This is a genomic window from Microbispora sp. H13382, from assembly GCF_014161445.1.
In the GTDB taxonomy this organism is placed as follows: domain Bacteria; phylum Actinomycetota; class Actinomycetes; order Streptosporangiales; family Streptosporangiaceae; genus Microbispora.
The window spans coordinates 109,930-136,261 of sequence record NZ_JABBXA010000008.1; the positions used below are offsets into that span (position 1 = coordinate 109,930).

Annotated in this window: 15 protein-coding genes; 6 read left to right on the forward strand and 9 right to left on the reverse strand. The window is 71.3% G+C overall.

Going from position 1 to position 26,332, the window contains the following annotated elements:
- Nucleotides 1-47 precede the first annotated feature (47 nt).
- Complete coding sequence (locus HHX41_RS17955) at nt 48-2,177, reverse strand: PQQ-dependent sugar dehydrogenase (protein WP_220504181.1); 2,130 nt, start codon at nt 2,175-2,177, stop codon at nt 48-50.
- A gap of 652 nt (nt 2,178-2,829) precedes the next feature.
- Nucleotides 2,830-3,540, reverse strand: a complete 711-nt coding sequence (locus HHX41_RS17960) for a sulfotransferase family protein (RefSeq protein ID WP_259401072.1) — start codon at nt 3,538-3,540, stop codon at nt 2,830-2,832.
- A gap of 350 nt (nt 3,541-3,890) precedes the next feature.
- Here HHX41_RS17960 and HHX41_RS17965 point away from each other — a divergent pair, with 350 nt between their 5' ends.
- Nucleotides 3,891-6,230: a PHB depolymerase family esterase gene (locus HHX41_RS17965; RefSeq protein ID WP_182906890.1), complete on the forward strand. Its 2,340-nt coding sequence runs from the start codon at nt 3,891-3,893 to the stop codon at nt 6,228-6,230.
- 94 nt (nt 6,231-6,324) lie between these two features.
- Here the strand turns inward: HHX41_RS17965 and HHX41_RS17970 are convergent, their stop codons facing one another.
- Nucleotides 6,325-7,482, reverse strand: coding sequence for a serine hydrolase (locus HHX41_RS17970; RefSeq protein WP_182906891.1), 1,158 nt, complete (start codon nt 7,480-7,482; stop codon nt 6,325-6,327).
- A gap of 254 nt (nt 7,483-7,736) precedes the next feature.
- Between HHX41_RS17970 and HHX41_RS17975 the strand changes: the two genes are divergently transcribed.
- The gene (locus HHX41_RS17975; RefSeq protein ID WP_182906892.1) at nt 7,737-10,763 is read left to right on the forward strand and encodes an MGH1-like glycoside hydrolase domain-containing protein; all 3,027 of its coding nucleotides are present in this window, start codon (nt 7,737-7,739) and stop codon (nt 10,761-10,763) included.
- A gap of 51 nt (nt 10,764-10,814) precedes the next feature.
- Here the strand turns inward: HHX41_RS17975 and HHX41_RS17980 are convergent, their stop codons facing one another.
- Together HHX41_RS17980 and HHX41_RS17985 are read right to left on the reverse strand one after the other, a co-directional pair.
- Nucleotides 10,815-13,598 (reverse strand): AbfB domain-containing protein, encoded by a 2,784-nt coding sequence (locus HHX41_RS17980; RefSeq protein ID WP_182906893.1) that lies wholly within the window; start codon nt 13,596-13,598, stop codon nt 10,815-10,817.
- Nucleotides 13,599-13,603: 5 nt separating this feature from the next.
- The gene (locus HHX41_RS17985) at nt 13,604-15,163 is read right to left on the reverse strand and encodes a ricin-type beta-trefoil lectin domain protein (RefSeq protein WP_220504182.1); all 1,560 of its coding nucleotides are present in this window, start codon (nt 15,161-15,163) and stop codon (nt 13,604-13,606) included.
- A gap of 313 nt (nt 15,164-15,476) precedes the next feature.
- Here HHX41_RS17985 and HHX41_RS17990 point away from each other — a divergent pair, with 313 nt between their 5' ends.
- Together HHX41_RS17990 and HHX41_RS17995 are read left to right on the forward strand one after the other, a co-directional pair.
- Nucleotides 15,477-17,120 carry a serine/threonine-protein kinase gene (locus HHX41_RS17990; RefSeq protein ID WP_182906894.1) on the forward strand — a complete coding sequence of 548 codons (1,644 nt, stop codon included), beginning with the start codon at nt 15,477-15,479 and terminating at the stop codon, nt 17,118-17,120.
- 179 nt (nt 17,121-17,299) lie between these two features.
- Complete coding sequence (locus HHX41_RS17995) at nt 17,300-18,982, forward strand: TIGR03767 family metallophosphoesterase (protein ID WP_220504183.1); 1,683 nt, start codon at nt 17,300-17,302, stop codon at nt 18,980-18,982.
- Nucleotides 18,983-19,029: 47 nt separating this feature from the next.
- Here HHX41_RS17995 and HHX41_RS18000 read toward each other — a convergent pair whose 3' ends face one another.
- Complete coding sequence (locus tag HHX41_RS18000) at nt 19,030-19,503, reverse strand: hypothetical protein (protein WP_182906895.1); 474 nt, start codon at nt 19,501-19,503, stop codon at nt 19,030-19,032.
- 100 nt (nt 19,504-19,603) lie between these two features.
- Here HHX41_RS18000 and HHX41_RS18005 point away from each other — a divergent pair, with 100 nt between their 5' ends.
- Nucleotides 19,604-21,613: an erythromycin esterase family protein gene (locus HHX41_RS18005; RefSeq protein ID WP_182906896.1), complete on the forward strand. Its 2,010-nt coding sequence runs from the start codon at nt 19,604-19,606 to the stop codon at nt 21,611-21,613.
- A gap of 73 nt (nt 21,614-21,686) precedes the next feature.
- Here the strand turns inward: HHX41_RS18005 and HHX41_RS18010 are convergent, their stop codons facing one another.
- Nucleotides 21,687-22,331 carry a TetR/AcrR family transcriptional regulator gene (locus HHX41_RS18010; RefSeq protein ID WP_182906897.1) on the reverse strand — a complete coding sequence of 215 codons (645 nt, stop codon included), beginning with the start codon at nt 22,329-22,331 and terminating at the stop codon, nt 21,687-21,689.
- Between the two features lie 112 nt (nt 22,332-22,443).
- Between HHX41_RS18010 and HHX41_RS18015 the strand changes: the two genes are divergently transcribed.
- Nucleotides 22,444-23,259 carry an SDR family NAD(P)-dependent oxidoreductase gene (locus HHX41_RS18015; protein ID WP_182906898.1) on the forward strand — a complete coding sequence of 272 codons (816 nt, stop codon included), beginning with the start codon at nt 22,444-22,446 and terminating at the stop codon, nt 23,257-23,259.
- 370 nt (nt 23,260-23,629) lie between these two features.
- On the opposite strand, the gene katG is transcribed toward HHX41_RS18015, so the two are convergent.
- Together katG and HHX41_RS18030 are read right to left on the reverse strand one after the other, a co-directional pair.
- Nucleotides 23,630-25,861 carry a catalase/peroxidase HPI gene (gene katG, locus HHX41_RS18025; protein WP_182906899.1) on the reverse strand — a complete coding sequence of 744 codons (2,232 nt, stop codon included), beginning with the start codon at nt 25,859-25,861 and terminating at the stop codon, nt 23,630-23,632.
- 33 nt (nt 25,862-25,894) lie between these two features.
- Nucleotides 25,895-26,332: a Fur family transcriptional regulator gene (locus HHX41_RS18030; protein WP_182906900.1), complete on the reverse strand. Its 438-nt coding sequence runs from the start codon at nt 26,330-26,332 to the stop codon at nt 25,895-25,897.

Genomic DNA, 26,332 nt, shown 5'->3' on the forward strand with positions numbered 1-26,332 from the left:
CCGGGGCGGGCACGCGCCCGCCCCGGCTCCCGGATCAGCCGGCCGGATCAGCGGGTCGGCTTCAGGACCACCTCGTCACTGCCGGACAGGGCGGGCAGGCCGTCCGCGCCCGGGTCCGTGTACGTGGCGTTGAAGACACCGGAGAGGTTGTCGTTCGCCGGGTCGTGGCCCGAGGGCACCGTGGTCGTGATGCTGCCGGTGCATCCGCTCGCGGTCGTCTGCGGGTGCCCGTGGCTGTCGTGGCCGAGGATGTAGGTCACCCGGACGCGGGAGCAGTCGACCGGCTGGTCGTCGGTCACCTTGACCTCGAACTGCACGACGTCGCCGAAGTGGAACGCCTGCCCGTCGGCCGGCTTGACGAACTCGACGACCGGCGCCTGGTTGCCGACCACGACCTCGACCTCGGCCGTGGCCGAGCGCCCGCGCTGGGGGCCGCCCACATCGGTGACCTTCAGGGTCGCGCGGTAGACGCCGTTCTCCTTGTAGGTGAAGGTCGGGTTGGCCTCGCGCGAGTCCACCTTGCCGTCGGCGTCGAAGTCCCACGCGTACTGGAGCCGGTCGCCGTCGGCATCCGTGGTCCCCTCGCTGGAGAACGCGATCGTGAGCGGCGCCGTGCCGTTGGTCCTGTCCGCCGAGGCCTTTGGGGCCGGCGAGTGGTTGCCGTTCTCGCCGATGTAGTCGATGCGGGCCAGCTGGGCGTCGGGGTTCTGGTTGAAGTAGCCGTCGCCGTACTCCAGCACGTAGAGCGCGCCGTCCGGGCCGAACTCCATGTCCATGGCGTTGTCGAAGACGAACGACGGCAGGACGGACTCGATCTTCGAGAGCTTGCCGTCCTCACCCAGGCGCATGCCCTTCACCCAGTCACGCGACCACTCGTACAGCAGCGGCACGCCGTCGTAGTACTCCGGCCACGCCACCGGGCTGCGGCCGTGCGCCGCCTTCTTGTCGTAGTGGTAGACGGGGCCGCCCATCGGGGAGATGCCGCCCGTGCCGAGCTCGGGGAACTCGGCGGACGCGCCGTAGCTGTACCACACGTCCGGCTGCTCGACCGGCGGCAGCTCGCGCAGGCCGGTGTTGTGCCGCGAGTCGTTCACCGGCGCCGCGCAGTCGAAGGGCGCGCCCGAGGTGCGGGTGGCGAAGTCGTAGTTGTTGTACGGCAGCTTGGCGGTGGCGCAGTACGGCCAGCCGTAGTTGGACGGCTTGCGGATGATCGTCCACTTGCCGGTTCCGGCGGGCCCGCGGTTGGGGTTGGCGCGGTTCGCGTCCGGCGAGTAGTCGCCGACGTAGAGCTCCCCGTTCTTCTTGTTGATCTCGATGCGGAACGGGTTGCGCAGCCCCATCGCGTAGATCTCGGGCCGGGTCTTCGGGGTGCCCGGCTTGAACAGGTTGCCCTCGGGGATCGTGTAGCCGCCGCCGTCCTTGGGCTTGATCCGCAGGATCTTGCCGCGCAGGTCGTTGGTGTTGCCCGAAGTGCGCCGGGCGTCGTACGCCGGGTTGCGGTTCGGCCGGTCGTCGATGGGGGTGTACCCGTCGGAGGCGAAGGGGTTGGTGTCGTCGCCGGTGGACAGGTAGAGGTTGCCCTCGGCGTCGAAGACGATGTCTCCGCCGACGTGGCAGCAGATGCCCCGGTCGACCGGGACGTCGAGGATCCGCTGCTCGCTCGCCAGGTCGATCTGACCCTTCTTGAACTCGAAGCGGGACAGCCGGATCGCGCCCTTGAAGCGCTCCCAGTCGGCCTCGGTGCCCTCGTTGGGGGCGTCTCCCTCGTTCACGCCGGGCGTCTTGGGGTCGTCGACCGGGGTGTTCAGCGGCGGCGAGTAGTACAGGTAGACCCAGTTGTTGCCCTTGCCGAAGTTCGGGTCGAGCGCGATGCTCTGCAGGCCCTCCTCGTCGTGCTGGTACACGTCGATGGTGCCGGCCTTCGTGTTGAGGCCGGTCGCCGGGTCGTGCATCCAGATGGTGCCGGCACGGGTGGTGTGCAGAACCCTGCCGTCCGGAAGGACGGCGAGGTCCATGGGCTCACCGGGGGTGTCGTTCAGGGTCACCTTCTGGAAGGCGGACTCCGGGGGCGCCTGCGTCTCCTGCGCCGTCGCGATCGACGGCGTCGTCAGGAGCCCCGTCATGACGGCGGCGGCGGCCGCCGCCATCAGCCTGGTCCTCTTGGAGGTACCGTTCACGTGATGCTTCTCCTTGGCCGGAGGGCGTCAGATGGGTGGCCGGGCCGCCACCCGTGCCGCGGCAACGGCAGGGAAGCGTGGCGGTCCGGCCGCTCGATGCCGGGGAGATGCGCCCACGCCGAAATCGGCGAGGTCGCGGCCATGGAGGTCGCACTCGGAAGTGGTCGCCAGGGCGGCCGCACGCATCGTCCCCTTCGTGAGGACGCGTGCGCCGAACGCGTCGTGATCGAACGTTGATCGAACACTGGACAGAACGCTGCCTGACTCCGCCGGCGTGCCACCGCCGGTCGAGCGCGAGACGCCCACATTGTTACGACCGTGCTACCGGATGGTCAATACCGCGTTTGACGTCCGTGGCTGACGTCCGCGTCAGCTAAGACGTACGACCGTGTGGATGTTTTGTGAGCGAAAGCACCAACTTTCGTTGACAACTGGCATAAGTTCGATCTACGGTCACAAAACATGTGATCGACGCGACAGAAGTCGTACCACTCCCGATCGACTCGTCACTCTGGGTGTCCGAGCTTGGCGCGTCGCCCGGGGGCGTACGCCCGGTCGCCCTTTCGCCGTCGCGCCGAGACGGTGAATGGGCGAGTGCCACCCGGGCGGCGCGCTCCCGGGCGGCGCGACCACCCCTGCCGCCCCGCGCGGGTCATCCTCCGCCGCCCTGGAAGGGGACGCGTACGCGGCCCTCGGTGTGCATGAGCTCGAACATCCCGCGGATCGACGCGGCGTCGTTGAGGTGCGGGAACGGGCCGCCCGGGGGAGCGGTGACCCCGAGGAAGGCGCACAGCGGCCCCCATCCCTCGCGTACGTCGAAGACCAGGAGCCGCTCGGCGGGCAGGGCGGCCCGCACCTCGGCGACGTGCCGGTGATAGGCCTCGACCGCCCGCTCCTCGTCCGGCGTGTGACCGGGCCGCCACTCCTCGGCGAAGACCGACCTGCTGATGCGCTCGAAGAGCGGCCGCAGGCTCGTCAGCGCGGCGACGACGGGACGGACGGCCTCGGGGACCGCGTCCTCCCGCATCGGCCCGCGCGAGCTGAGCGAGCCCAGCACGCGGAAGCTGGCATACCAGCTGCGCGGGTCCCGGACCGTGAGGACGACCTTGGCGTCGGGGTAGGACTGCGCCAGCTCCCGCCAGAAGAAGCCGGCGGGCCAGTCCACGCAGGACCGGAAGCCCTCGAAGACCACATCCCAGTCGGCCGGCCCGCCGGAGCGGACGGGCAGCCACCGCTCGGCCAGCTCCGGGTGGAGCATGACCTCGAAGGTGTGGTAGCAGGGCCCGAAGCCGAGTCGTTCCAGGGCCGCCTTCGTCGACGTCGTCCCGGTGCGCGGAAGTCCCGCGCCGATTACCTCCAGCATGCCCAGGCTCCTCGTCGTCGTCGCCGCCGTCCCGTACGGCACGGCCCCTGGTCCCCGCCCGCTCGCGCCGCCGGCTGCGCCGGACTCTCCGGACCATGCCCGTCCGCGAGCCGTTCTCACGGCGCGTCCCAGCGGAGCGACGCTGGAATTTTTCGGAGCTGACATGAAACTTTCCAGAACGACTGACCCGTGGAGCGGTGCTCGCCACCCCTGACCTCCCGCTCCATGGCTCGGCCGGTTCGCCGTGGACCTGCGGCTTGAGCGGCCTGAAAGTTTTATGCAGTCTTCGGAAACATCAGGCGTCGCCGGCGCTCGTCCGGATCGGCGCAACCGGAGGAAGGACAGTCCACGTGAGACGACGCATCGTGGCCTTACTGGCCGCCGTGCTGATGCCCGTGGTCGCGGTGACCACGTTGCTGGTCACCAGACCGGCAGCCGCGGCCTCGCTGACCCGGGTGACCAGCTTCGGCAACAACCCGAGCAACCTGAACATGTACATCTACGTGCCGGACCGGGTGGCCGCCCGGCCCGCGCTGCTGGTCGCCGTCCACTACTGCACGGGCACCGCGTCGGCACTGTTCAGCGGGTACTTCCGCGACTACGTCACGGCGGCCGACCAGTACGGGTTCATCATCGTGTTCCCCGAGGCCACGCGCAGCGGCCAGTGCTTCGACGTGTACTCACCCCAGGCGTTGAGGCGGGGCGGCGGCAGCGACCCGGTCGGCATCATGTCGATGGTCGACTACGCCAAGTCGCGCTACAACGTGGACCCCGGCCGCGTCTACGTCAGCGGCGTCTCCTCCGGCGCGATGATGACCAACGTGCTGGCGGCCGAGTATCCGGACGTGTTCACGGCGGGCTCGGCGTTCAGCGGCGTCCCGGCGGGGTGCTTCGCCACCACCGACGGCTCCACCTGGAACAGCCAGTGCTCCGGCGGGCAGAGCATCAAGACCGCCCAGCAGTGGGGTGACCTGGCCCGCTCGATGTACTCCGGCTACAGCGGCTCCTACCCCCGCATGCAGCTGTGGCACGGCACCACCGACACGACGCTGCACTACAACAACTTCGGCGAAGAGATCAAGCAGTGGACCAACCTCCACGGCCTCAGCCAGACGCCGGCGTCCACCGACAGCCCCTCGTCGGGCTGGACCCGCACCCGGTACGGCAGCACCGGCACGCAGCCGCCGGTCGAGGGCGTCAGCGTCTCCGGTCAGGGCCACTCGCTGCCGCTGGGTGGCATGATCTCCTACGCGATCGACTTCCTCGGCCTCAACAGCACCACGACGACCTCGCCGTCTCCCTCTCCGTCGCCCACGCCGCCGGACAGCCCGTCTCCGACCCCGCCGGTGAGCCCCTCGGCCACCCCGACCGGAGGCCCGCCGGCCACGACCCTGGGCGCTGCCGCCGCCCGCAGCGGGCGTTACTTCGGTACGGCGATCAGTGCGGGCAAGCTCGGCGACTCGCAGTACACCACGATCGCCGGCCGTGAGTTCAACATGGTCACGGCCGAGAACGAGATGAAGATCGACGCGACCGAGCCGAACCAGAACCAGTTCAACTTCACCAACGCCGACCGGGTCTACAACTGGGCGGTGCAGAACGGCAAGCGGGTCCGCGGCCACACCCTGGCCTGGCACCAGCAGCAGCCGGGCTGGATGCAGTCGCTCAGCGGCAGCGCGCTGCGCCAGGCCATGATCAACCACATCAACGGCGTCATGGCCCACTACAAGGGCAAGATCTACGCCTGGGACGTGGTCAACGAGGCCTTCGACGACGGCAACGGCGGCCGCCGCGACTCCAACCTCCAGCGCACCGGCAACGACTGGATCGAGGTCGCCTTCCGCACCGCGCGCGCCGCCGACCCCGACGCGAAGCTCTGCTACAACGACTACAACATCGACAACTGGACCTGGGCCAAGACGCAGGGCGTCTACAACATGGTCAAGGACTTCAAGGCCCGCGGCGTGCCGATCGACTGCGTCGGCCTGCAGTCGCACTTCAACAGCGGCAGCCCCTACAACAGCAACTACCGCACCACCATCTCCAGCTTCGCCGCCCTCGGGGTCGACGTGCAGATCACCGAGCTGGACATCCAGGGCGCCTCCCCCACCACCTACGCCAACGTCGTCAACGACTGCCTGGCCGTCCCCCGCTGCAACGGCATCACCGTGTGGGGCGTCCGTGACCAGGACTCCTGGCGCTCGGGCGACACCCCGCTGCTGTTCAGCGGCGGCAACAAGAAGCCCGCCTACGACGCGGTCCTCAACGCCCTCAACGCCGCCGTTCCGGACACCTCGCCCAGCCCCACCCCGCCGGTGAGCCCGAGCCCGAGCCCGCCGGTGAGTCCGAGCCCCACGCCCCCGGTCAGCCCGTCGCCCGGCGACTCGCCGGAGCCCGGCGGATGCGGCGCGACGATCCGTACGGTCAACTCCTGGCCCGGCGGCTTCCAGTCCGAGGTCACGGTCCGCGCCGGCAACTCGTCGGTCAGGGGCTGGACGGTGAACTGGAGCTGGTCCGGCTCGCAGTCCATCACCCAGCTGTGGGGCGGCCTCAAGTCCGGCTCCGGCGCCTCGGTCACCGTGCGCAACGAGTCGTGGAACGGCACGCTGTCCGCCAACGGCACCACCACCTTCGGTTTCACCGCCAACGGCAGCGCCGACACGCCGACCCTGACGTGCAGCGCCTCCTGACCGGCGAAACCGCGATGACGCGCTCCTGACCAGGAGGAGCGCCACGGGCACCCCCGCCACCCGCGGGGGTGCCCTCGCGCATCTCCCCGTGCATTCACCTGCCGCACAGGGCCGTCTGGATCGCCGCATCGAGGTGCTGCTCGGCGGCGTCGGAGGGGAACGGGGTCCGGGTGACGGCGATCGCGGCGGCACGGCCGTCATCGGTGACCGAGTTCCAGGTCGAGTAGCCGGGAATGTCGCCTCCGTGCCCCCAGCTCTCACCGCCGCATTTCAGGGGCCGGCGGAACAGCCCGAGTCCGTAGCCCTTGCCGGGTGCGCTTGGGGAGACGGCGACAGTGCGGCGCATCTCCTTCAACTGCTCGGGCCTGAGCAGCTTGCCGCGGACGACGGCGCCGAAGAAACGGTTGATCTCGGCCGGGGTGGAGACCATCTGCCCGGCGGCCCAAGCCCAGGAGGGATCCAGGTCGGTCATGTCGACGAGCGGTTTGCCCAGGTCCTGCTGGTAGCCGTCCGGGTGGGGTCCCCTGACGCCTCGCTCGCCGACCGCGGGAAAGTAGGTGTGGCGCAGACCGAGCGGTCTGATCACCCGGTTGGTGATCGCCTCGGCCAGCGGGCGGCCGGTGACCCGCTCGACGAGCAGCCCGGCGACGATGTAGTTGGTGTTCGTGTACTTCCACCGGGTGCCGGGCGAGAAGGCCGGCTTCTGCTGTAAAGCCATGTCCAGTAGCCGGCGGGGTTCGTAGTAGTCGTACCGGTATGGCGCGACGGCCAGGTCCAGGAACGCCGTGTACTCGGGCAGGCCGCTGGTGTGCTGCAGCAGTTGCCGCACGGTGACGCGGTGGCCGTCGTTCCCGTTCCCTCGGATGAGGCCGGGCAGATAGGTCTCGACCGGCTCGTCCAGCCGGACCTTTCCCTCGCCCGCCAGTTGCAGGACGACCACGGAGACGAAGGTCTTGGTGTTGCTGCCGATCCGGACCTCCCCGTCCACCGGCGCCCTGGCTCTGGTCCGCAGGTCACCCACCCCCGCCGTGTAGCTGCGGACACGCCCGTCCCTGCCCCGTACGGAGGCGAGGGCCGCCGGAAAGCCGTCCCTGCGCACCAGGTCGTCCAGCAGCTTCTGCATGACGTCGGCCCCGGGCCGCACCCGGGGCGCCGCCGCGGGCGCGAGGACGGCGAGGACGGCGACGCACGCGCCGGCGCGCCGGCGTAAGCGGGAACGCGCGCACGTGAGACGCGACGTGGAACACCTCATGGCCCACCTCGCAAGCACAGGCATGTGTGCCGGGGCGTACCCATGGGACGCACCTGTAACCGGAACGCTCCGCTCGGGTCCGGCCGGAAGCAAGCAGAGACATCTTGTCTTTCTGTCAGTAGTGCTCAAGACTGTGCAATATCGAACAGATTCGGTCGTACCCGATCCGATATGGGAGAGCCGGGCACCGCCGAGCCGCCGTCATTCCGGAAAACCCCTGAAACGCCGGAATGCTGAGAACGCCTGAGGTGGCAATGAGACACGCCGTCGCCGTGCTCGCGACGCTCGCGGCGCTGGCCGCGCCGACCGCCCTGATCCCCGCCACGGCCGAGGCCGCCCCCGGCCAGGCACCGCCCGCGACGTACCCGGAGGTCGGGAAGGGCACCGCTTTCCTCGACCACGACGCGTTCGTGTCGGGCTACGCCGAGCCGGAGTGGTACAAGGCCAACATCCCGTTCCTGGAGGTGCCCGACCGGGAGATCCAGGACGTCTACTACTACCGCTGGAGCACCTACAAACGGCACATCCGCTACACCGACTCCGCGACCGGCCACGTCATCACCGAGTTCCACAACCCGCCCGGATACTCCGCCCCGCTCGGCGGCATCGTCGCCGCCGCGGGTCACCACGTCTACGAGGGGCGGTGGCTGCGCGACACCCGCCCGGTCGACGACTACCTCACGTACTGGCTGCAGGGGCCGGGCGCCGGTCCCAAGCCGAGGGAGGACTACGTCAACAAGGACACCGACGACTGGGCGCACCAGTACTCCTGGTGGGCGGCCGACGCCGCCTACCAGCGCTACCTGGTCACCGGCGGCGCCTCCTTCGTCGAGGGCCTGCTGCCCGACCTGGTCCGGCAGTACGACAAGTGGGGCGGCCAGTACGACAAGAAGCTCGGCCTGTACTGGTCGGTGCCGGTGTGGGACGCGATGGAGTACACCGCCTCCTCCTACGAGACCGACCCTGCCGACCCCTACCACGGCGGCGCGGGCTACCGGCCGACGCTGAACGCCTACCAGTACGGCGACGCAAGGGCGATCGCCGCCATCGCGACGATGAGCGGCGACAAGGCCCTGGCCGGGAAGTTCGAGAAGCGGGCGGCGTCGCTGCGGGACGCGCTGCACCGTCACCTGTGGGACCCCGAGCGGTCCTTCTTCTACCACAAGGCCCGCGCGGACCTGGACCCTCGGCAGCGGCTGGTGTCCACCCGGGAGCAGATCGGGTTCGTGCCGTGGGCGTTCCACATGGCCGAGCCGGGCACGGAGAAGGCGTGGGCGCAGCTGCTCGACCCGCAGGGGTTCGCCGCGCCGTACGGCCCGGCCACCGCGGAGCGGCGCAGCCCGCTGTTCATGCGGGACGCGCTGAGCGGCTGCTGCCACTGGGACGGGCCGAGCTGGCCCTACTCCACCTCGACGACGCTCACCGCGATGGCCAACCTGCTCGACGACTACGACCAGGACGTGGTCACCGCCGCCGACTACTACGCCCTGCTGCGCGGCTACGCGCTCACGCAGTACAAGGACGGCCGCCCGTACGTCGCCGAGGCGCACCACCCGGACGAGCCGCGCTGGATCTACGACTCCCGGGGACACAGCGAGCACTACAACCACTCCACTTTCAACGACCTGGTGATCAGCGGCCTGATCGGGCTGCGCCCGCAGCCGGACGGCAGGGTCGTGCTGAACCCGCTCGTCCCGGCCGGGTGGGACTACTTCGCGCTGGAGAACGTGCCCTACCACGGGCACAACGTGACGGTCCTGTGGGACCGCGACGGCACCAGGTACGGCCAGGGCGCGGGCATGCGCGTCTACGTGGACGGCAGGCCCGCGGCGCACCGGGCCGGCATCGGCGAGCTGACCGCCCGCGTGCCGGCCGCCGTGACGCCCGGCCGGTCGTCGCGGCCGAGTGACGACGCCGCCAACCCGTACGGCGCCGGCTACCCCAAGCCGTTCGCGTCGTACACCAACGGCATCGACAACGTGTGGGACGCCGTGGACGGGCGGATCTACTACGACGACGTCCCGCACAACCGCTGGACCAACTACCGCTCCCCGAACGACGAGGACCACCTCGGCGTGGACTTCGGCGTTCCGACCCGGGTGAATGACGTGCGGTTCCACGCCTACGACGACGGCGGCGGGGTGAGGGCCCCGGCGTCGTACCGGCTGGAGTACTGGGACGGCGCGGCGTGGCGCGAGGTGCCGGGCCAGACGCGCACCCCCGAACGGCCCGTGGGCGCGGCGTTGAACCGCGTCACGTTCCCGCCCCTGACCACGACGAAGATCCGGCTGGTGTTCGGCAATCCGCCCGGCGCGTACGTCGGCGTGACCGAACTGCAGGCGTGGTCACCCGCCGCGGCCGACACCACGGTGGACGTGGCCGTCGCCGGGCAGGCGCGGCCCGGCGTCCCCGTCGAGGTGACCACCACCTTCGCCAACCGGGGCCGCACGCCCGCCACCCGGGTCACGGCCTCGCTGGCCGTGCCGCCGGGCTGGTCGGCCGAGCCGGTCGACACCCCGCGCACCCCGGTGGTCCGGCCGGGCGGCGAGTTCACCGTACGCTGGCGGGTCGGGCCGCCCGCCGGGACCGCGCCGCGCCCCGGCGCCCACCCGCTGCGCGCGACCGCCGAGTACGACGGGTCGGCGCGGGCCGTGAGCCCCTACGATCAGGTGACCGTGGGGCTCGACCCGGACGCGTACGGGAAGGCGGAAATCCGGGACGACTTCGGCACGGACACCTCGGCGGGCTACACCCTCCATAAGCCCGAGGGCGGCGAGGCGCTGCCGGCGGTCACGGCGGGTGGCGGCCGGTTCGCGGGCGGTGGCACGCGGCCGTTCTTCGGCCTGGTCGCCGGACCGGCGGCGCTGTCGTCCGCCGACGCCATCAGCGTGGTGACGGCGGGGACGTTCGCCGGGACCGGCAGCCCGGAGGACAGCCTGTTCACCGGCTGGGTCAAGGACGCCGGGAACTACGTGACCGCCTGGTACAACAACACCCGCAAGCAGTCGGGCATCAACGTGCGGGTCGGTGGCCGGTTCCTGGACACGCCCGGCGACGCCCCGCTGAGCCTGGAACCGGGCGACCGGTTCGCGCTGGTGCTGTCCGGCGACACGATCACCTCCTTCGCCTACACCGGCGGCCGGTGGCGTCCGCTGCGTACGGCGGACATCGGCGGCGCGCTCGCCACGCCGCAGGCCCGTGACGGCTTCCGCTACGGCTTCGGCCTGCGCGGCACCTCCGGGACGATCGCGATCGCCGGCCTGGAGGGCCGCGCGGCGTAGCACCTTTCGAGCCGTCGTGCGGAGCCCTCCGCACGACGGCTCTCCTTCCGGTCAGGGCGCCCAGGCGGCGGTGACGGCCCAGCTCACGTCCTCGGCGTACGAGGCCGGGTTGTCGTAGGGATGCGCGCCGCCGCCGGAGGCGACCCAGACCTCCTCGGCGTAGTGCCGGACGCTGGTGCCCAGCTCGTTGAGCGACGCCAGGCGCACGCTCCCCGGGGTGCTCCCGGGCTGCGCGCAGAAGGTGGCGTCGCGGCGGAACAGCTCACCGCCGTCCGGGGCGTCCAGACGGACCCGGAAGTTCGCGTGTCTCAGGTAACGGCCCGGATAGTTGCGCGACTCCAGCGAGTAGCAGGTCGGGTCGGCCAGGCCGCGCCGTACGACGAAGGTGGCGTCGGACTTCAGCAGCGCGTCGCTCCCGGCGGTGACCACGTCGGTGCGGGCCAGGCTGTCCCGGTGCCGCAGGTAGCGGTCGGTGAACCCCGCAGTGGTGACCCGGAACGACCGGGCCTGGTCCAGCGGCAGGCCGGCGCCGCTGCGCCACAGTGGGACGGTCACCGCCCATGTGGTGTCGGCGGCGAAGCTCGCGGCGGCGTCCCAGGGGTTGGCGCCGCCCTGCTTCGCGACGTAGACGAGCGCGTTGTAGTGGCGGACGAAGTGGCCGCGCAGGTTGTAGGACTCCAGCCTGGTCCCGCCCTGCCCCTCGCGCGGGCAGAACGTCGCGTCGGCCGCGAACAGGGCCGTGCCGTCCTGCCGGTCCCTGCGCAGCCGGTAGTCCGAGTGGCGCAGATACTCGCCGGGGAAGTCGCGCGACTCGAACGACACGCACGAGGAGTCGGCCAGGCCCGGGCGCGTCCAGAACGTGGCGTCCTGCTTGGCCAGGTCGGCGCTCCCGCCGTCGATCACGTCGGTGCGCGCGAGCCCGTCCTGGTGGCGCAGGTAGCGGCCGGTGTAGCCGGGCGTGGTCACCCGCAGCGACACCGGCTCACCCCGGGGAACGTCGGTGCCCGCCGCGACCGCCAGCAGGCGCCGGTTGGCCTCCCGCACCCGCGCCTCGGTCATCTTCGGCACCCGGCGGTCGTAGGTGTAGAACCCGTTGACCTCGTTCTCCACGTCGTACGGCTCGGTGTAGACCGAGGCGGACAGCCCGCGGGTGTGCACGAGCCGTTCCACCTGCCTGGTGATCTCGACGTACCGGTTGGTCAGCGACCCCTCGTCGGGGTACAGGTCGCCGTAGGCGAATCCGGCGCCGGGCTGGTACTCGTGTCCCTGGACGCGCCGGCCGAGGCCGCCGAACTCGCCGAGCACGGCGATCCGGGTGGCGGTGGGAAGCCGGGTGTCGCCCTCTCCGGGCACCTGGTACCAGTGGTCGTCGATCACGTCGCCGTTCGTGGGCTCCGGGTCGGAGACGCAGCAGTTCGACCCGGAGTCGTGGTCGATCAGCCGGGTCGAGTCGATGGACCGGACCAGGTCGACGATGCGCTGGTTGTCGTACTCGCCCCAGCCCTCGTTGAACGGGACCCACATCACGATCGACGTGATCCCCTTGAGCTGGTCGACGATCCTGCGCAGCTCCGACTCGTAGTTGGCGTGGCTGCGCTCCGGCGGGTCGTCCACCGCGTCCAGCGAGGGCATGTCCTGCCACACCATCAGTCCGAGTTTGTCGGCCCAGTAGTACCAGCGGGCGGGTTCGACCTTGATGTGCTTGCGGACCATGGTGAAGCCCAGGGCCTTCTGCCGCTCCAGGTCGAAGCGCAGCGCCTCGTCCGTCGGCGCGGTGTAGATCCCGTCCGGCCAGTAGCCCTGGTCGAGGGTGCCGAGGTGGAACACGAACTTCCCGTTCAGCACCGGGCGCAGCACGCCGCCGACGACCGCCTTGCCGATCGACCGCATGCCGAAGTAACCGGTCACGACGTCACCGCCGCCGTTCCCCGTGAGCGTGACGCGCAGGTCGTACAGGAACGGGTCGTCCGGGGACCACAGGCGGGCGTTCGGGACGGGGACGCGGATGTGCGAGCCGACCGCGCCGGTGGCCGAGCCGACGACCGTGCCGCCGCTCAGCACCTCGGCCCTGGCCTGGTCGCCGGTGCCCCGCACGACCAGGTCCAGGACGCCGGCGGGCACGTCGGGCGTGGTGTCGAGCCGGGTGACGTGCGCGGCGTTCACCGGTTCGAGCCACACCGTCTGCCAGATGCCCGACGACGCGGTGTACCAGATGCCGCTCGGGTTACGGCGCTGCTTGCCGATGGGGAACGTGCCGCCGTCGATCGGCGAGGACACCCCGACGATCAGCTCGTTGTCCCCGGACCGCAGGGCGGAGGTGATGTCGAAGGAGAAGGCGTCGTAGCCGCCGGTGTGCCGGCCGGCCTGGACGCCGTTCACCCACACCCGGGTCTCCCAGTTGACCGCCCCGAAGTTGAGCATCACCCGGCGCCCGGACCAGCCGGACGGGACGGTGAACGTCCGCCGGTAGAACATGGTGTCCTCGTGGCGCTTGATCCCCGACAGCGCCGACTCGATCGGGTACGGCACGAGCACGCCCTCGGGCAGCGTCCGGCCGACCGGGGGCGAGTCGAGGTTCGGCGCGCCGGTGAACTCCCACACGCCGTTGAGGTTGAGCCAGTCGGACCGGACGAGCTGGGGCCGCGGATAGTCGGGCAGGGCGTTGGCGGGGGACACCTGGGCGGTCCAGGGCGTGGACAGGGGCGGCGTCTTCGGCTGCCAGACGGCGGCGGACGCGGCGGGCACGGTGAGCCCGGTGAGCCCGGTGAGGATCAGGCAGGCCGCCGTGAGCAGGAGGGCGGACGCGGCGGCGAGAGTCCGGCGAAGCTGGATCATCGGCATCAGCCCCGCCGCCACTTCTGGTTGGCGCCGCCGTGGCACTCCCACTGGATCAGCCGGGCGCCGTCGCCGGTGTTCCAGGCGTCGATGTCGACGCACTTGCCGGACTGCGGATTGACCAGGTCGCCCGCCGCGCTGAGCACGAACTGCTGAGCGGGGTTGCCGCTGCAGGTCGCGATCTGGATCACCGCGCCGTTGTCCCTGGATCCCCAGGCGACGTCCATGCACAGGTTGTTCTGCGTGCGCAGCGTGCCGCCGGTGAACGTCCATTTCTGTGCGATGGTGCCGTTGCACGTGTACATCTGCAGCGGGGCGCCGTCGCGGAAGTCGGCGCCGGGTACGTCGACGCACTTGCCGTTGAGGCCGCTGATCAGTGAGCTCGTGTCGCCGCCGGTGGTGGTGAGGCTCAGGCCATACGCGCCGAGGATCTCGTTGACCGGCTGGAAGAAGGTGACGCCGCCGGTGGAGCAGTTGCCCGCGGCGCCGGAGGTGACGCCCTGGGCCTGGTCGCCGGAGATGTAGGCGCCGCCCGAGTCGCCCCCCTCGGCGCAGGCGGAGGTCTGGGTGAGTCCGTAGACCAGTGAGCCGGAGTAGTTCACGGTGACGTTCCTGGCCTGGACGACCCCGCAGCGCCAGCCGGTGGTGCGTCCGGAGCGGCAGATCGAGGCCCCGACCGGGACCTCCTGCGAGCCGGCCACGGGGACGGTGCCGCCACCGTAGTCGTTGACCCAGGGGCGCGGCGTCCAGTCGCCGTTGGTGCGCACCCAGGCGTAGTCGTCGCCGGGGAACGACGAGGCGGCGAATGTGCCCTGGGCGGCGTTGTTGTAGCCCAGCGTCGGGTTGCCGGCGCGCCCGCAGTGCCCGGCCGTGACGAACCCGCCGTTGTTCACGGAGAACCCGACGGAGCACAGCACGTTGCCGTTGATGACATACTGGTCGCCGCCCCGGAGGTCGTACACGAGACGGGGAGCCTGGGCGACGGCGATCCGCGTCGCCGCCGCGTCCGCGGACGCGGCCCGCACGAAGCCTTCAGCCGCGGCCCGGTCGGCCGCCGACACAACGACCGCGTTGGCGGCGGGGTCGACGTACCAGCCGTAGACGCCGGTCCCGGCACGGCCGGCGGCCCGGTCGAGCGCGGCCTTGACGTCGTTCAGCTGCCTGTCACCGCGCTTCACGGAGACGGGGATGGCACCTGCCTCGCGTACACGCTCGGCGTCCCCCGTCTCGCGTACACGCTCGGTGTCGCCCGCGTCGAGGACACCGGCGGCCAGGCGCTGCTGCGCCGGGTCGTACCAGGCGCCCGCGAAGCGGTCGCCGAGCTCGGCGCGCACCCGGCGCTCGACGGCCGCCGCCGCGGCCTCGTGCGTCTGGCGGACCCGCGCCTGTTCGGGGGTCAGGCGCAGATCGCGCTGCAGCGCCTGCTGCATCGTCGCCGCGGTGCCGGTGGAGGGGGCGGCGGGACCCGGCGGGGGGACGGGGGAGGGGGCGGCGTGCACGGGCACGCCCGGGAGGACGAGCGCGACGGCGAACACCGCCACGCCCGTCAGCACGGTCAGTCTCACGGCAGTCCTTCTGGGGGGTGGACGAGACGTGAGAGCGCTCTCTGAAAAGAACCTTTACAGTGGTTGAGTCATCCGTCAAGGCCCAACATTTCCGCACATATCCCGTCACTGATCTCTTTCACCCCGGGGTGGAAGGCATGCCAGGCACACGGCCGGTGTGCGGGCCGACGCGGGAGAGCGTTTGTCCCGTCATGGCTCGGCCGAGGACACGGCAAGGTCGCCGGCTCAGCGCGATCCTCGCGAACGGGACCTGAGAGCGATCTTCCGCGGGGATACTGGGGGTTCGTACGTGCCCCCGACCCCCCGGAGAGTCATGCCGCAGCCGCTGGAGCCGAGCGATCCCGCACGCCTGGGCTCCTGTCGGATCACCGGCAGGATAGGCGAGGGAGGGCAGGGCGTCGTCTACCTCGGCGAGTCGGAGTCCGGCGACCTCGTCGCCGTCAAGCTCTTCCACGCGCGGCTCGGCCAGGACGCCGTGGCCCAGGCCGCCTTCGCCCGGGAGACGGAGCTCGCCCGGAGGGTCGCCCGGTTCTGCACGGCCCAGGTGCTCGAGTCCGGCATGGACGGCGGCCGGCCGTACATCGTGAGCGAGTACGTCCAGGGGCCCTCGCTGAACGAGGTGGTGGCCGCGCGGGGGCCGTTGTCGGGCGGCGCGCTCGAACGGCTCGCCATCGGCACGGCCACCGCTCTGGTCGCCCTGCACGACGCCGGGGTCCTCCACCGCGACTTCAAACCGCACAACGTGCTGATCGGACCGGACGGGCCTCGGGTCATCGACTTCGGCATCGCCCGCGCCCTCGCCGGGACGAGCACGATGACCAGCCAGATCGTTGGGACGCCCGCCTACATGGCGCCCGAGCAGTTCACGGCGGGCGAGCTCGGTTTCGCCCTCGACGTGTTCGCCTGGGCGTCCACCATCGCGTTCGCCGCCACCGGACGCGCGCCGTTCGGCGCCGACGCGATCCCCGCCATCATCAACAGGATCCTGCACCACGAGCCCGACCTGGACGGCGTCGAGGCGCCGCTGCGCGACCTGCTCACGGCCTGCCTCGCCAAGGATCCGGCACGCCGCCCGGCCGCACGGGAGATCCTCGACCACCTGGTGGGCCCGCGCCACGACCCGCGAAGTGCGCCGGCGGCGCCGGCCATGCCGTCCGCGCCCGCCGAATCCGCTTCGGCCGGGTCACCGCCGGGCGGCCCGGCCGCGTCCGCCGTCGCGACCTCCGGCTCGTCCGGGCCGCCCGTGAGCCCGCCCGGCACGCCCGCGCCGGGCACCGCGCCGGGCACCGCGCCGGACACCGCGCCGGGCGGCGGCCGGCGCGGGCGGGTGGGGGCCACCGTCGCCGCCGTGGTCGTGGCCGTGGCGGTCACGGTGGCCGCCGTCGTCGCGCTGCTGCCGTCTCTGCACCCGCCCTTCGCGGGAACCGGCGCCTCCACGACGGAGCGGGCGGCGGCCGGCACGGCCCCGGCAGCCGGCGGTGCCTCATCGCCGTCCGCCGCCCCGTCGCCCGGCCGCACGGCCAAGCCGTCGCGGTCCGCGTCGCCCGTCTCCTCGGGCCGGCCCCGGGTGAGACCGTCCACGGCCGGGCCGGACACCACGCGGCCCGCCCCCACGAGGACGGTCACCGCACGGCCGACCGCCCGCCGCTCGCGGACGACCGCGCCGGTCCCGGCCGACTCGCCGGTGTCGACGCCGGCGCGGCCCTCGCCCACGCCGGCGAAGCGGCTCGTGGAGCTCGGACCGGGACACTTCACCGAGTACTGCGTGACGCTCGGCTGGGAGTGGGTCGAATACCGCGAGACGCCCACGCCCGGCGCGTACTGCGTCAAGCGGAAGGGCGACACGATGTACCTCACCCAGAGCCGGCGCGACGCCGGCTGCCGCTGGCGCTACCCCGATCAGCAGGCCTTCCACCGGTTCAAGGCCAAGTCGAACTACTGCTTCACCTACCGCTGACCGCAGGCGACCTCGCGCACCCGAGACCACGCCCTATCTGAACGGCGGGAGAGCGGCAGGCTTCCGGCCTGCTGTCACCAGGTGTCCGTATCACATACGGCTATTTCTAGGCCATATATGGCTGGACAGCGTTTCAGCCGTGTTAGGCCGGGAGTCATTCCCACTGTCAAACATCCCCAGTGGACGCATCCCTCGACGCCACCACTGGGAGCATCATGGGTCCCGCCCTCGGCCGCCGCGCCTTCCTCCTCGCCTCCGGTATGACCGCCTCGGGCGTCGCGCTGGAGATGGCACTTTCCTCCGCCCCGGCCATCTCCTCGACCGTGACGCCCTCGACGACGGTCCACACCGTCGCCGGACCGCGCCACGGCACCGGCGGATACCGCAGGCTGTCCGACGGCCCCGGCTGGCGGCGGGTGACCCGCACCGAGCTGGCCGAGGCCAAGAAGGGCAGGGCCGACCGCCGTACGGCGCTCGCCTGCTTCGTCCAGTTCACCGACCTGCACATCACCGACGTGCAGAACCCGCAGCGCTATGAGTTCCTGCGGGCCGGGGACACGGGCTCCTGGCGCCCGCAGGAGGCGTTGACCGCCGTCGGCGCCGTCTCATTGATCGAACAGGTCAACGCCCTGCGGTACGGCCCGGCCACCCGGGCGCCGATCGGCTTCGTCATGACCACCGGTGACAACACCGACAACAACTCCCGGATCGAGATGGAGTGGTTCCTCACCGCCATGACCGGCGGCCGCTTCACCCCCAACACCGGCGACCCCGGCGGGTATGAGGGCGTGCAGAACTCCGGCCTCGGCCTCTACTGGCAGCCCGATTCCGGCAAGCGCGACGTCGACAAGCGGGTAGGGTTCCCCCGCCTGGACGGCTTCCTGGAGGCGGTCATCCGCGAGGTGAGCAGCCCCGGCCTGGCCGTACCGTGGTATTCCACCGTCGGCAATCACGACCAGCTCTTCGGCGGTGCCTATTCCACGGCCGGTGGCTTCTTCGCCGATCTGGCCACCGGCTCGCGCAAGCTGTTCGCCCTGCCCGCCTCCGAGGCCGGCGCCGTCTACCAGGCACTGCGCCGGGGCGACCCCACGGGCGCCCGCTTCCGCACCGCGTGGAAGCGCTACAAGGGCAAGGCCCGCACGGTCACCGCCGACGAGCGCCGCGCCCCCTTGAGCCCGCACGCCTACATCGCCGCTCACCTCGACCCGGCCTACACCGGCTCGGGACCCGTCGGCCACGGCTACACCCGGGACAATCTCGACAGCGGCCGGCTGGACTACTCCTTCCGGATCGCCGACGGGGTCGTCGGCATCAGCCTGGACACCACCGATCGCGGCGGCGACTACCGCGGATCGGTCGGCACGCGGCAGCTGGCCTGGCTGGAGCGGACCCTGAAGACCCACGCCGACGACACCGCGCTGATCTTCAGTCATCACCCGAGCTGGGCCATGACCAACCTCGCCCCCCATCCGGCCCGCCCGCACGAGAAGCGCCACGGCGGGCAGGAGTTGCTGGCAGTGCTGAGCAAGCACGGCAACGTGGCCGCGTGGGTCAACGGTCACTCCCATCTCAACAAGATCGTCGCTCACCACGGCTTCTGGGAGGTCTCCACCGCCTCCCACGTCGACTACCCGCAGCTGGCGAGGGTCGTCGAGCTGGCTGACAACCATGATGGGACGCTGTCACTGTTCACCACGCTGGTGGAGTCGGCCGCGCCGCACCGCACCGACTTCACCGATTTGTCCCAAAGCGGCCTGGCCGCGCTCTACCGGGAGCTCTCGTTCAACTCCCCAGGCATGCGGAGCGGGCTGGCGGGCCTGCCCGGCGACCGTAACACCGAGCTTCTGCTGAAGAGGCGCTGACGGTGAGCGACCGGCCCGGCCAGGTCCGGGATTCGGGACGAAGGCGCTCACCTCAAGGTGCGGGTGAGGAAGGCGGCGAGCCGCCGCGCGCGCTCTTCGAGGACGGCGATGCGGTCCCTGCGCGCTCGCGCGCCGGCGCCCAGGGCGTAGGCGACGACGAACGCCGCCGCCGTGGGACCGTAGCTGAGCGGCTGGTGATGCTGCAGCACCGCCGCGGAGGCGAACCCCGCGATGGTGCAGAGCACTCCGGCCAGCATCCGCGCGGGAGGGGACAGTGAGGCGAGGCCGTAGGTCGCGATCAGCGATGCGGCGGGGATCCCGCCCATCGAGCCGGTGAGGAAGAGGGCGCCGGTGCCGGCCCCCGTCACGGCGCTCACGAGCAGGGGGAACCGCCGCCGCCACAGGAGCGGCAGCGTGCTCACCGCGGCCAGGGCGGCCACCCACCACTCCAGGCGATGGTTGAGCACGGCCATGACCATGATGCTCAGGAAGCACCCGATCGCGAGTACCGCGTCGACCACCGTGGGAGGTACACGACGCACACTTCGTCCCGGCGATCCTCTGCCGTGTTTGCGCTGCTCGCAAGGGGGTATTCGGCTGCGCGACCGGGAGGCGGGCCGCATGGATGATCGCCTGTTTTCGGATCGCCGGGACGCGGGCTCGGTGCTCGCGGGGCTCCTCGGGCACTACCGGCGACTGCCCGGCGTCGTCGTCCTCGGCCTGCCGCCCGGCGGCGTGCCCGTGGCGTACGAGGTGGCGACGAACCTGGGCCACCCGCTCGACGCGCTGCCGGTGCGCAAGCTCGGCACGCCCGGCCGCGAGGAGCTCGCGATGGGGGCGATCTCCGGCGGCGGAGTGATCGTGCTCGACGAGGACGTCGTCCGCGGGCTCGGTATCCAGTCCGACACCATCCGGCAGGTGGTGGAGCGGGAGGCCCGCGAGCTGGCGAGGCGGGAGCGGGCCTACCGGGGCGACGCGCCCGCGCCGGAGCTGCACGGCAAAATCGTGATCATCGTGGACGACGGACTGGCGACCGGCGCGGGCATGCGAGCCGCCGTCCGCGCGGTCCGGCAGCGGGAGCCCGCCAGGATCGTGGTCGCCGTGCCCGCCGCGCCGCGGTCGACCTGTCAGGAGCTGTCGGCTCTGGTGGACGAGATCGTCTGCGCGACCACGCCCACGCCCTTCTTCTCGGCGGGGGAGTCGTACTGGAACTTCAGCCGGATCACGGACGACGAGGTGCGCAAGCTGCTGCACGCCGCGGCCGCCCAGGTCTCGGCGCGGGCTCGGGCGGCGCCCGCCCGGACCGGCCTCGCGATCCTGCGCTCGCAGCTCGTTCCCACACAGGAGGGCGTTCCCTCAGACGAGGTGCTGTTCGGCCTCGTCGGTGACGCGCGGTTCGTGCTGATCGGCGAGGCGTCGCACGGCACCCACGAGTTCTACGCCGCGCGCGCCCGCATGACGCGGCGGCTCATCGAGAAGAAGGGCTTCGTCGCCGTGGCCGTGGAGGCCGACTGGCCCGACGCGTACCGGGTGAACCGGTACGTCCGGGGGCGCGGCGACGACGCGTCCGCCGAGGAGGCGCTGCGCGGCTTCCGGCGCTTCCCCACCTGGATGTGGCGGAACGCGGACGTGCTGGAGTTCGCCGGGTGGCTTCGCGAGCACAACGAGCGGCTGGACGAGCGGGCGCGGGCCGGTTTCTACGGGCTCGACCTCTACAGCCTGCACCACTCGGCCGACGAGGTCATCGCGTACCTGGAGAAGGTGGACCCCGGCGCGGCGGAACAGGCCCGCGACCGATACGCCTGCTTCGACCACAGCGACGGCGACGACGGGCAGGCGTACGGCTTCGCCGCCGCCTTCGGCGCGGGGGAGTCGTGCGAGCGGCGGGTGGTCGACCAGCTCGTCGACCTCCAGCGCAACGCGCTGCGCTACCAGCGGGCGCAGGGGCTGCTCGGCGAGGACGAGTTCTTCCACGCCGAGCGGAACGCCGCGGTGGTGGCGGCCGCCGAGCGGTACTACCGCACGATGTTCGGCGGCCGGGTGTCGTCGTGGAACCTGCGCGACCGGCACATGGCCGACACGCTGTTCGCGCTGGCCGAGCACCTCGGCTGGCAACGCGGCGAGCCGGCGAGGATCGTGGTGTGGGCGCACAACTCCCACCTCGGCGACGCGCGGGCGACGGAGATGGGCGCGCGCGGCGAGCTCAACCTCGGCCGGCTGGTCCGCGAGCACAACCCGGAGGACTGCCGGCTCATCGGCTTCACCACCTACACCGGCACCGTCACGGCGGCCGGCGACTGGGGTCACCCGGCCGAGCGGAAGAACGTGCGCCCGGCGCTGCCCGGCTCGGTCGAGGAGCTGTTCCACGAGGTCGGGCACGAGGAGTTCCTGGTCGATCTCGCCCGTCCGGCCGGCGCGGCGGACGCACTGCGGGGGGCGCTGCTCGAACGGGCCATCGGGGTCGTCTACCGTCCGGGCACGGAACGGCGGAGCCACTACTTCCAGACCCGTCTGCCCGACCAGTTCGACGCGGTCGTCCACATCGACCAGACCGGCGCGGTGGAGCCCCTGGAGCGTACGGCCCGCTGGGAGCGCGGAGAGGTCCCGGAGACCTACCCGGTGGCGCTCTGAGGCCAGGACGGCGGGGCGGTGATCCGCCCGAGGAGGTTGGAGTCCGGCTCGCTGACGCCACTGGCCGGTTCGGTTACTGCTTCTCCGGTTTCCCGGAGCCCTCGCCGTCCGTGAACTGGTGGATGTCCGGCCGCATGGCTTTGAGAAAGCACTCGACGAGGGCGTCGGCGTACTCAGGGGTGAGCGGGCCGGAGCGGAGCAGCCAGCGCTGGTAGAGGGGCGCGTACAGCAGTTCGAGCGCCAGGTCGAGGTCGGCATCGGCGGCGAGCTGCCCGGCTCGCCGCGCGCTGCGCAGCCGGTCCTTCTTGGCCTCGTCCACCGGGCCGGCCAGCTTGGCGCGATACTGGGCGGCCAGGGTGGGGTCGTTGATGATCTCGGTGTTGAGCGCGCGGATGGGGCCCTCGAATGCGGGGTCGGCGAACTCGGCCACCGTCGCCCGCATCACCACCTTGAGGTCGGCCTCCAGGTCGCCGGTGTCGGGCAGTGCCATGCTCCGCTCCGGCCCGGCCTCGCTGAGCGCGAGGAAGGCATCCAGGACCACCGCGCCCTTGGAGGGCCACCAGCGGTAGATGGTCTGTTTGCCCACGCCGGCCCGGGCCGCGATGGCCTCGATGGACAGCTTGGCGTACCCCACCTCGTGAACCAGCTCGCGGGCCGCGGTGAGGATGGCCTGCCGGGAGCGCTCGCTGCGGCGGGCGGGATTGGGCTGCTTGACCATGCCCCGGATCGTACCACGGTGATAAGACGAGACGTTGCGTCTTGACTGTGCATGAGGCAAGACGTACCGTCTTGTCTCGTCTCAACGGACCCAAGCAAGAGGGGTGGAGCCCATGACCCGGGTGTGGTTCATCACGGGCGCGTCACGAGGACTGGGCCGGGCGTTCGCGGAGGCGGCGCTACGGGCGGGCGACAGGGTGGTCGGGGCCGCGCGCAACGTCGAACCGCTCGCCGACCTCGCCCAGCGATATCCCGACGACCTGGTGCGGCTGTCGCTCGACGTCACCGACCGCACGGCCGTCCTCGCGGCCGTGGAGCGGGCGGTCGCGGCCTTCGGCCGGCTCGACATCGTGGTCAACAACGCCGGCGCCATGCTCCTGGGCATGCTGGAGGAGGCGACGGAGGAGCAGATCAGAGCCCACTTCGACGTCAACCTGTTCGGCGCGATCTGGGTCACCCAGGCCGTGCTGCCGCACCTGCGGGCCCAGGGCGGCGGGCGCATCCTGCAGGTCACCACGATGGGCACCGGCGGCGGTTTCCCGATGGTCGGCCTGTACGCGGCCGGCAAGTCGGCGCTCGACTCGGTGAGCGAGGCCGTGGCGATGGAGGCCGAGCAGTTCGGCGTCAAGCTCACCATCGTCCAGATGGGCGGCTACGACACCGGCCTCTTCACCACAGGTACCACGATGACGACGCCCGACCCGCTCTACCAGGAGCTGCGCGACAAGCTGATCGAGATGTGGGGCGACGACGCCGGTCCAGCCCCGGACACCGCCGCTCCCGTGATCATGGAGCTGGTGGACCTGCCGGAGCCGCCGCGGCGTCTCATCGTCGGCGCCGCGTCCTACGACATGGTCCAGCAGAACCTTCAGGACCGTGTGGCGAAGTATCGCGCCTGGGAGCACCTCAGCCGCAAGGCGCCCGGATGACGTGGGTGCCGGTGTACGGGCGATAGGTGCCGGCATCGGTCAGGTGCCGCGGCGGGCCCGGAGCGGTTTGCCGGACCGGCGGCACGATTCAGCAGGGCTCCGCCGTGCGGTCGGGTTGCTGAGCGTGCCGTACGCCCCGCGCGGCGGGCCGCGGCCCAGCGAGGTGCTCGCGCAAATGGGCGGAGAGGAGGAGTTCTATGTGAGCTACTTCCAGGAGCCCGGCCGGGCCGAGGCCGAGGCCGAGCCGGACGTCCGCGGCCGGCTCGCCGGCTTCTACGCCTCCCTGCCCGCTTGAACTCCTGCCTGCCCGCCTGAAACGGCGACCGTCCGGGCCGGCCCGCGCGGGCCGGCCCGGACGGTCATGCCGGGATCAGATCAGGTCGAACCGGTCGAGGTTCATCACCTTGTCCCACGCCTTGACGAAGTCCTGCACGAACTTCTCCTTGGCGTCGTCGCTCGCGTAGACCTCCGCGACCGCGCGCAGCTCGGAGTTGGCCCCGAAGACGAGGTCGGCCCGGGTGCCGGTCCACTTGACCTCGCCCGTGGCGGCGTCGCGCGCCTCGAACGTGGTCTGGTCCTCCGAGGCCGGCTTCCACTCCGTGCCCAGGTCGAGCAGGTTGACGAAGAAGTCGTTGGTCAGGACCTCGGGGGTCTCGGTGAGGACACCGAGCTTCGACTGCTGGTGGTTGGCGCCCAGGACGCGCAGGCCGCCGACGAGGACCGTCATCTCGGGGGCGCTGAGGTTCAGCAGGTTCGCCCGGTCGATGAGCAGGTACTCGGCCGGCAGGCGGCTGCCCTTCCCGTAGTAGTTGCGGAACCCGTCGGCGGCAGGCTCGAGCGCGGCGAACGACTCCACGTCCGTCTGCTCCTGCGACGCGTCCACGCGACCCGGCGTGAAGGGCACCTCGACGTCGAAGCCGGCGTCCTTGGCGGCCTTCTCCACGGCGGCGCACCCGGCGAGCACGATCAGGTCGGCGAGGGAGACCTGCTTGCCGCCGGTCTGGGCGGAGTTGAACGACTGCTGCACGTTCTCCAGGGTGCCCAGCACGGCCGCGAGCTGGTCGGGGTCGTTGACCTCCCACCCGACCTGCGGCTGCAGGCGGACGCGCGCGCCGTTGGCGCCGCCGCGCTTGTCACTGCCGCGGAAGGACGCGGCCGACGCCCACGCGGTGGAGACGAGCTGGGACACCGACAGACCCGAGGCGAGGATCTGCTCCTTGAGTGCGGTGATGTCCGCGGCGTCGACGAGCTCGTACGTCCGCTCGGGCAGCGGGTCCTGCCACAGCAGCACCTCGCTCGGGACCTCCGGGCCGAGGTAGCGGGAGACCGGGCCCATGTCGCGGTGGGTCAGCTTGAACCACGCCCGGGCGAAGGCGTCCGCGAACTCGTCGGGGTTCTCCAGGAAGCGCCGCGAGATCTGCTCGTAGATCGGGTCGAACCGGAGCGAGAGGTCGGTCGTCAGCATCGTCGGGGCGTGACGCTTCGACGGGTCGTGGGCGTCGGGGACGGTGCCCGCCCCGGCGCCGTCCTTCGGCCGCCACTGGTTGGCGCCGGCGGGGCTCTTGAACAGCTCCCACTCGTAGCCGAAGAGGACCTCGAAGAAGGTGTTGTCCCACGTGGTCGGGGTGGGCGTCCAGATGACCTCGAGACCGCTGGTGATCGTGTCGCCGCCCTTGCCGGTGCCGTAGGCGTTCTTCCAGCCCAGGCCCTGCTGCTCGATCGGGGAGGCCTCGGGGTCGGGACCGACGTTGTCGGCCGGGCCCGCGCCGTGGGTCTTGCCGAAGGTGTGACCACCGGCGATGAGGGCGACGGTCTCCTCGTCGTTCATCGCCATGCGGCGGAACGTCTCACGGATGTCGCGGGCCGCGGCGAGCGGGTCCGGGTTGCCGTTCGGGCCCTCCGGGTTGACGTAGATGAGGCCCATCTGGACCGCGGCGAGCGGGTTCTCCAGCTCACGGTCGCCGCTGTAGCGCTCGTCGCCGAGCCAGGTGGTCTCGGGGCCCCAGTAGACGTCGTCGTCGGGCTCCCAGGCGTCCACGCGGCCGCCGGCGAAGCCGAAGGTCTCGAAGCCCATCGACTCCAGGGCGACGTTGCCGGTGAGGACCAGGAGGTCGGCCCACGAGATCTTCTTGCCGTACTTCTTCTTGACCGGCCACAGCAGGCGGCGGGCCTTGTCGAGGTTCCCGTTGTCGGGCCAGCTGTTGAGCGGGGCGAAGCGCTGCTGACCGGACCCGGCGCCGCCGCGGCCGTCGCTGATCCGGTAGGTGCCCGCGCTGTGCCACGCCATCCGGACCATGAGCGGGCCGTAGTGGCCGAAGTCGGCCGGCCACCAGTCCTGGGAGGTCGTCAGCACCTCGGCGATGTCCCGCTTGACCGCAGCGAGGTCGAGGGACTTGAACGCCTCACGGTAGTCGTAGTCCTCGCCGAGGGGGTTGGCCACGGCGGGGTTCTTGGCGAGGATCTTGAGGTTGAGCCGCTCCGGCCACCACTGGTGGTTGGCGTTGCCCTGGGTCGGGTGCGGGGCGCGCGTGTGCGCGACCGGGCAGCCGCCTTCACCCTCCGTCTTCGGGTCGACAACGATTGCGTCGTGGTTCTCGGTCAAGGGAATCCTTCTGGAACTAGTCGATCATGGGGCTCAGGAAGCGCGGGCGTTGGAACAGCCGGGGCACAGGCCCCAGTAGATGACGTCGGCCTCGTCGATCGTGAAGCCGTGGTCGTCGGACGCGGTCAGGCACGGCGCCTCACCGGCCGCGCAGTCGACGTCGGCGACGACACCGCACGACCGGCATACGACGTGGTGGTGGTTGTCGCCGACGCGGCCCTCGAACCGGGCCGGGCTGCCGGCCGGTTCGATGCGGCGGACGAGTCCCGCTGCGGTCAGGGCATGGAGGGCTTCGTACACGGCTTGCAGAGAGACGTGGCCCACGCGATCGCGGACCCCGGAGGCGATCGCCTCGACGTCGAGGTGGTCACCGCTACGGACGGTCTCGAGCAGTGCGACGCGGGCGGCCGTCACCCGCAGGCCGGCCCCGCGCAGTTCCTCGGCGGTCGTCGGAGTCCTGGGTGCGATCAT